The 6,651-nt window shown below is 38.5% G+C and carries 8 protein-coding genes and 2 pseudogenes; 4 read left to right on the top strand and 6 right to left on the bottom strand.

Annotated elements, in window-relative coordinates:
* Nucleotides 1-98: 98 nt before the first annotated feature.
* Nucleotides 99-494: pseudogene (locus tag H3U96_RS11020) on the bottom strand (helix-turn-helix domain-containing protein); the annotation flags it as partial.
* An 87-nt stretch (nucleotides 495-581) separates the two neighbouring features.
* On the opposite strand from H3U96_RS11020, the gene tetC reads away from it, so the two are divergent.
* Entirely contained in the window at nucleotides 582-1,175 is a 594-nt protein-coding gene (tetC, locus tag H3U96_RS11015; RefSeq protein WP_000428546.1) for a tetracyline resistance-associated transcriptional repressor TetC, read from the top strand.
* A gap of 112 nt (nucleotides 1,176-1,287) precedes the next feature.
* Here tetC and tet(B) read toward each other — a convergent pair whose 3' ends face one another.
* Nucleotides 1,288-2,493, bottom strand: coding sequence for a tetracycline efflux MFS transporter Tet(B) (tet(B), locus tag H3U96_RS11010; RefSeq protein WP_001089068.1), 1,206 nt, complete (start codon nucleotides 2,491-2,493; stop codon nucleotides 1,288-1,290).
* An 81-nt stretch (nucleotides 2,494-2,574) separates the two neighbouring features.
* On the opposite strand from tet(B), the gene tetR(B) reads away from it, so the two are divergent.
* Nucleotides 2,575-3,198: a tetracycline resistance transcriptional repressor TetR(B) gene (tetR(B), locus tag H3U96_RS11005; protein WP_000088605.1), complete on the top strand. Its 624-nt coding sequence runs from the start codon at nucleotides 2,575-2,577 to the stop codon at nucleotides 3,196-3,198.
* Here tetR(B) and H3U96_RS11000 read toward each other — a convergent pair.
* Genes H3U96_RS11000 through H3U96_RS10990 form a run of 3 tightly spaced genes read right to left on the bottom strand, consistent with a single transcriptional unit; the run spans nucleotide 3,176 to nucleotide 4,569 of the window.
* Entirely contained in the window at nucleotides 3,176-3,862 is a 687-nt protein-coding gene (locus H3U96_RS11000) for a helix-turn-helix transcriptional regulator (RefSeq protein ID WP_001284954.1), read from the bottom strand. The genes tetR(B) and H3U96_RS11000 overlap by 23 nt on opposite strands.
* Before the next feature lie 7 nt (nucleotides 3,863-3,869).
* The gene (locus tag H3U96_RS10995; RefSeq protein WP_000460651.1) at nucleotides 3,870-4,256 is read right to left on the bottom strand and encodes a hypothetical protein; all 387 of its coding nucleotides are present in this window, start codon (nucleotides 4,254-4,256) and stop codon (nucleotides 3,870-3,872) included.
* Nucleotides 4,249-4,569 (bottom strand): antibiotic biosynthesis monooxygenase, encoded by a 321-nt coding sequence (locus H3U96_RS10990; protein ID WP_000562370.1) that lies wholly within the window; start codon nucleotides 4,567-4,569, stop codon nucleotides 4,249-4,251. The genes H3U96_RS10995 and H3U96_RS10990 overlap by 8 nt, the downstream gene beginning before the upstream one ends.
* A 443-nt stretch (nucleotides 4,570-5,012) precedes the next feature.
* Between H3U96_RS10990 and gltS the strand changes: the two genes are divergently transcribed.
* Entirely contained in the window at nucleotides 5,013-6,218 is a 1,206-nt protein-coding gene (gene gltS, locus H3U96_RS10985; protein ID WP_000599533.1) for a sodium/glutamate symporter, read from the top strand.
* A gap of 230 nt (nucleotides 6,219-6,448) precedes the next feature.
* Nucleotides 6,449-6,568 (top strand): annotated as a pseudogene (locus H3U96_RS10980) (LysR family transcriptional regulator); the annotation flags it as partial.
* 15 nt (nucleotides 6,569-6,583) lie between these two features.
* Here the strand turns inward: H3U96_RS10980 and H3U96_RS11275 are convergent.
* Nucleotides 6,584-6,651, bottom strand: a 68-nt coding sequence (locus tag H3U96_RS11275; protein ID WP_223232774.1) for a hypothetical protein, incomplete at its 5' end; no start/stop codon positions are given.

Raw genomic sequence — 6,651 nt, 5'->3', positions numbered from 1 at the left:
TACTCGTGGCTGCAACCCTACTAGCTCAAAATTTATTCACACATGGTTACGCTTTGGGGAAATTATGAGGGGATCTCTCAGTGCATTGCCTCCAATTCCCATAATTTATTACGCCGATAATAACTTGGTGTAACCTTAAAAATGTACTTAAATCGACGTGTAAAAGATTGTTGGGAATCAAATTGATATTTTAATGCGATCTCAAGGATAGTTTTTTTCGTCAACCTCAACTCAACAGCCGCTTTCGTCAAACGACGAGCACGAATATAGCTAGCCAGTGTGACCCCTGTTACTTTTTTGAACAGCCGCTGAAAATACCACTTGGTATAACCCGCTTTATTCGCCACATCATCAAGCAGTAAAGACTGATCTAAATTATGTTCAATCCATAATAGAACATCTTTGATAACCGTTGTATGAAACTGCTTATCATCATATCTTAATTGGATGTTATTAGCTTTATTTTGATAGCGAGAATGCTGTTCAATATACATAAAATAACCTAAATGTTCTTAAGATTGTCACGACCACATCATCATGATACCATAAACATACTGACGGTATGTTATTTTAAATCTATCATGGAAAATAAAAATCATCAACAAGAAAATTTTAAGAGTACCTATCAATCACTGGTTAACTCAGCACGAATATTGTTTGTTGAAAAAGGCTATCAAGCTGTTTCAATAGATGAGATCTCGGGAAAAGCGTTGGTGACCAAAGGTGCCTTTTATCATCACTTTAAAAATAAAAAACAATTACTCAGTGCCTGTTATAAGCAGCAATTAATTATGATTGATGCCTACATCACAACAAAAACTGATTTAACAAATGGTTGGTCTGCCTTAGAAAGTATATTTGAACATTATCTTGATTATATTATTGATAATAATAAAAACCTTATCCCTATCCAAGAAGTGATGCCTATCATTGGTTGGAATGAACTTGAAAAAATTAGCCTTGAATACATTACTGGTAAGGTAAACGCCATTGTCAGCAAATTGATCCAAGAGAACCAACTTAAAGCTTATGATGATGATGTGCTTAAAAACTTACTCAATGGCTGGTTTATGCATATCGCAATACATGCGAAAAACCTAAAAGAGCTTGCCGATAAAAAAGGCCAATTTATTGCTATTTACCGCGGCTTTTTATTGAGCTTGAAAGATAAATAAAATAGATAGGTTTTATTTGAAGCTAAATCTTCTTTATCGTAAAAAATGCCCTCTTGGGTTATCAAGAGGGTCATTATATTTCGCGGAATAACATCATTTGGTGACGAAATAACTAAGCACTTGTCTCCTGTTTACTCCCCTGAGCTTGAGGGGTTAACATGAAGGTCATCGATAGCAGGATAATAATACAGTAAAACGCTAAACCAATAATCCAAATCCAGCCATCCCAAATTGGTAGTGAATGATTATAAATAACAGCAAACAGTAATGGGCCAATAACACCGGTTGCATTGGTAAGGCTCACCAATAATCCCTGTAAAGCACCTTGCTGATGACTCTTTGTTTGGATAGACATCACTCCCTGTAATGCAGGTAAAGCGATCCCACCACCAGCCAATAAAATTAAAACAGGGAAAACTAACCAACCTTCAGATATAAACGCTAAAAAGGCAAATGCACTACTATCTGCAATAAATCCGAGCAGTACTGCCGTTTTTTCGCCCCATTTAGTGGCTATTCTTCCTGCCACAAAGGCTTGGAATACTGAGTGTAAAAGACCAAGACCCGCTAATGAAAAGCCAACCATCATGCTATTCCATCCAAAACGATTTTCGGTAAATAGCACCCACACCGTTGCGGGAATTTGGCCTATCAATTGCGCTGAAAAATAAATAATCAACAAAATGGGCATCGTTTTAAATAAAGTGATGTATACCGAATTCGATTGCGTCTCAACCCCTACTTCGGTATCTGTATTATCACGTGTATTTTTGGTTTCACGGAACCAAAACATAACCACAAGGAAAGCGACAATATTTAGCAACGCAGCGATAAAAAAGGGACTATGCGGTGAAATCTCTCCTGCAAAACCACCAATAATAGGCCCCGCTATTAAACCAAGCCCAAAACTTGCCCCTAACCAACCGAACCACTTCACGCGTTGAGAAGCTGAGGTGGTATCGGCAATGACCGATGCCGCGACAGCCCCAGTAGCTCCTGTGATCCCTGAAAGCAAACGGCCTAAATACAGCATCCAAAGCGCACTTGAAAAAGCCAGCAATAAGTAATCCAGCGATGCGCCTATTAATGACAACAACAGCACTGGGCGCCGACCAAATCGGTCAGACATTTTTCCAAGCCAAGGAGCAAAGATAACCTGCATTAACGCATAAAGTGCAAGCAATACGCCAAAGTGGTTAGCGATATCTTCCGAAGCAATAAATTCACGTAATAACGTTGGCAAGACTGGCATGATAAGGCCAATCCCCATGGCATCGAGTAACGTAATTACCAATGCGATCTTTGTCGAACTATTCATTTCACTTTTCTCCATCACTGATAGGGAGTGGTAAAATAACTCTATCAATGATAGAGTGTCAACAAAAATTAGGAATTAATGATGTCTAGATTAGATAAAAGTAAAGTGATTAACAGCGCATTAGAGCTGCTTAATGAGGTCGGAATCGAAGGTTTAACAACCCGTAAACTCGCCCAGAAGCTAGGTGTAGAGCAGCCTACATTGTATTGGCATGTAAAAAATAAGCGGGCTTTGCTCGACGCCTTAGCCATTGAGATGTTAGATAGGCACCATACTCACTTTTGCCCTTTAGAAGGGGAAAGCTGGCAAGATTTTTTACGTAATAACGCTAAAAGTTTTAGATGTGCTTTACTAAGTCATCGCGATGGAGCAAAAGTACATTTAGGTACACGGCCTACAGAAAAACAGTATGAAACTCTCGAAAATCAATTAGCCTTTTTATGCCAACAAGGTTTTTCACTAGAGAATGCATTATATGCACTCAGCGCTGTGGGGCATTTTACTTTAGGTTGCGTATTGGAAGATCAAGAGCATCAAGTCGCTAAAGAAGAAAGGGAAACACCTACTACTGATAGTATGCCGCCATTATTACGACAAGCTATCGAATTATTTGATCACCAAGGTGCAGAGCCAGCCTTCTTATTCGGCCTTGAATTGATCATATGCGGATTAGAAAAACAACTTAAATGTGAAAGTGGGTCTTAAAAGCAGCATAACCTTTTTCCGTGATGGTAACTTCACGGTAACCAAGATGTCGAGTTAACCACCCTTTAGATTCATAAAGCGAAAATAATGCGGCTCCAACGTACCCACCTAAATGGAAACGGCGTTCACTCCAATCTAAACACGCACAACAGATTTTACGTGAATGTTTGGAAGGAACGTCAATTCCCATTTCATGAAAATATTGAATACCACTTAATGTGATCATTGAACCATTTTCAGTGATCCATTGCTGTTGACAAAGGGAATCATAGATCTTAACGGCAACTTCGCCAGCTAAATGATCATAGCAAGTACGTGCTTTTCGTAAATGCACTGGCGTGGAAACTTTGGCATGTACGCCATGGTTTAAGGAGATCCCCATCATACTTTCCATCAATTCAGCAATATCTTTTCCTGCTAGCCGAAAATAACGATGCTTGCCTTGAGCTACTACTGTGATTAGCTGGCAATCTAATAATTTAGATAAATGACTGCTCGCCGTTGAAGCTGATATATTCGCCACAGAACTTAGCTCAGTGGCCGTCCAAGCTCGCCCATCCATCAAAGCACTGAGTATTTTAACTCGTGAAATGTCAGACATAGCCGCCCCTATCGCGGCTATTGAGGACTCAAAGGTAACCTCTTTTCGTATTAAATTAGCCATCGCAAGTTCACTTTATTGCCCAAGGGAGCGTAACAGATGCAGCCATACTATCATTGTCCGTTATTAATATCAGTTGGTTAGCATGGTCACTGTATTGCACTAAAATATTAATGTTATTCTCCGCCAATACTCGTGCTATTTCGCCAAGTTCCCCCGGTTTTTCCTGTTTTAACTTACGAATTAATGGTGTCCGGATCGCAAGTACTAACAGTCCAGCTTGCTCTAGCGCTATTTTAGCTTCCTTTCCTTGTTCAACAAGAAAATGAGCATGGCATTCATCACCAACCGTAAATATCCCTCCCCCTTCCAATCCAATACCTTTATTACCTAATGTTTTTCCTAGTAATGCTAATTGTCCTATTTGATTATCTAAAACAACGTGAACATCAAACATTATCCTTGTCCTTTTTAAATGAATATTCGCGAGTAATATGAGCAATACTAATTTTGTAAAAATCAAATATTGACTCTCGCCCTTCTTGTTGAGCTTTCGCATGTAAAACATGATTTTTCCATTGCAGAACTGCGTATTCGTTTTCCCACCAAGATAGCGATAACATTTTTCCTTCTGTAGCTAGACTTTGAAAACGTTCAATTGAAATAAAACCAGCTACATGACTTAATAGTGGTCTTAACTCCTCAGCTAAAGTCAAATAGCGAGTTTGTTGGTCGGGTTGTATTTGCACCTCAAATATTACAGCAATCATATTTTTCTCCGTTATTAATCAACAAACAGAGTAATCCACCCGAAAATTAACACTTCGATAAGCAACGAAATATAGAAAGGTCATGCTGCTGTTTTATGTTGTATATCACACTTCTTTAAATTGCTCGGCCTGCGCTTATCATGTTCTCCTTCTCTTATAATTTTGTTTATTATTTATACTTTTTTATTTTTTGCTATCACCGAAAATAGTGCGGATCCCGCATGGTATTTAGGTTTACCCATCATTAAATACCATTGTTGTTATTTTAATCTTTTTAATATTTCATGATTAAGATCACACTAAAATTATGACCCTATTAACTAAAAGTTATGGATACCCTAATAAAACTCATTGTTAAAGATTAGTTAACCAAAGTAACTTCATTTTTCACTATTGTTAAATTGTTATAGTGAAAATTCTGGTAAACTAATAGAGGTAAAAAAATGATCCTAGATGCCAGTTATACATTATTAGTCGCATGTATCGCGCTACTCATAGGAATGTTTGTCGTAAAATTTACCCCGTTCCTACAAAAAAACCACATACCAGAAGCCGTCGTTGGTGGCTTTATTGTTGCAATTGTTCTGTTAATTATTGATAAAACATCAGGTTATTCGTTTACTTTTGATGCTTCATTGCAAAGTTTATTAATGCTCACATTCTTTTCCTCTATCGGGCTAAGTTCTGACTTTTCTCGACTGATTAAAGGAGGAAAGCCGTTAGTTCTATTAACTATTGCAGTAACGATCCTAATCGCCATTCAAAATACTGTCGGCATGAGTATGGCTGTCATGATGAATGAAAGTCCATTTATTGGCTTAATTGCAGGTTCAATTACTCTAACAGGTGGTCATGGTAATGCCGGAGCATGGGGCCCTATTCTCGCTGATAAATATGGTGTAACAGGCGCCGTTGAATTAGCGATGGCTTGTGCAACACTTGGATTAGTGTTGGGTGGTTTAGTTGGCGGCCCTGTTGCCCGTCATCTTTTGAAAAAGGTCTCTATTCCTAAAACAACCGAGCAAGAGCGCGACACTATCGTTGAAGCTTTTGAGCAACCAAGCGTCAAAAGAAAAATCAATGCAAATAACGTTATTGAAACCATTTCAATGCTGATTATCTGTATTGTTGTTGGTGGCTATATCAGTGCATTGTTTAAAGATACTTTTCTGCAACTGCCTACTTTTGTCTGGTGTTTATTTGTCGGTATTATTATCCGTAATACACTGACTCATGTATTTAAACACGAAGTGTTTGAGCCGACCGTCGATGTATTAGGTAGCGTTGCTTTATCGCTTTTCTTGGCAATGGCGTTAATGTCATTAAAATTTGGTCAATTGGCAAGCATGGCAGGGCCAGTATTAATTATCATTGCTGTACAAACTGTTGTCATGGTGCTATTTGCCTGCTTTGTCACCTTCAAAATGATGGGCAAAGATTATGATGCTGTCGTGATCAGCGCGGGTCACTGTGGCTTTGGTATGGGAGCAACACCAACAGCAATTGCGAATATGCAAACAGTCACAAAAGCATTTGGACCATCACATAAAGCTTTCCTTGTCGTTCCTATGGTCGGTGCCTTTATTGTTGATATTTCAAACAGTATCTTAATTAAAATATTTATTGAAATTGGTACATACTTTACCTAATAGCTACACACTACTCGGCGTACTTCTCCTAACAATTTATTATAGGGCAGTATGCCGAGCCGCTTTCTTACCCCGTATATTCCCCTAGTCAATCTATTTAGCTTGCACGTTTACGAATTAATTCTCGTGACAACTAAACCAAAATTTGAATTATGACGAGTATATCTGATTATTTATACTTTATTCGTTAGAATAGTCCGTAGAAATAAATAATCAGTAGGCTACATGGAATGAAATTAAGACATCTCGATATCTTTTATGCTGTAATGACTTGTGGTTCCTTAACGCGTGCGGCTGAAGTTTTACATATTTCTCAACCCGCGGCGAGTAAAGCACTCAAACATGCTGAGCACTGAGAGATCCCCTCATAATTTCCCCAAAACGTAACCATGTGTGAATAGATTTTGAGTAAGCAGGGTTGCAGCCACGAGTG

This window comes from Gilliamella sp. M0364 (assembly GCF_016100565.1).
Lineage (GTDB): Bacteria > Pseudomonadota > Gammaproteobacteria > Enterobacterales > Orbaceae > Gilliamella > Gilliamella apis.
This window is presented reverse-complemented; position numbering and strand designations above follow the sequence as displayed.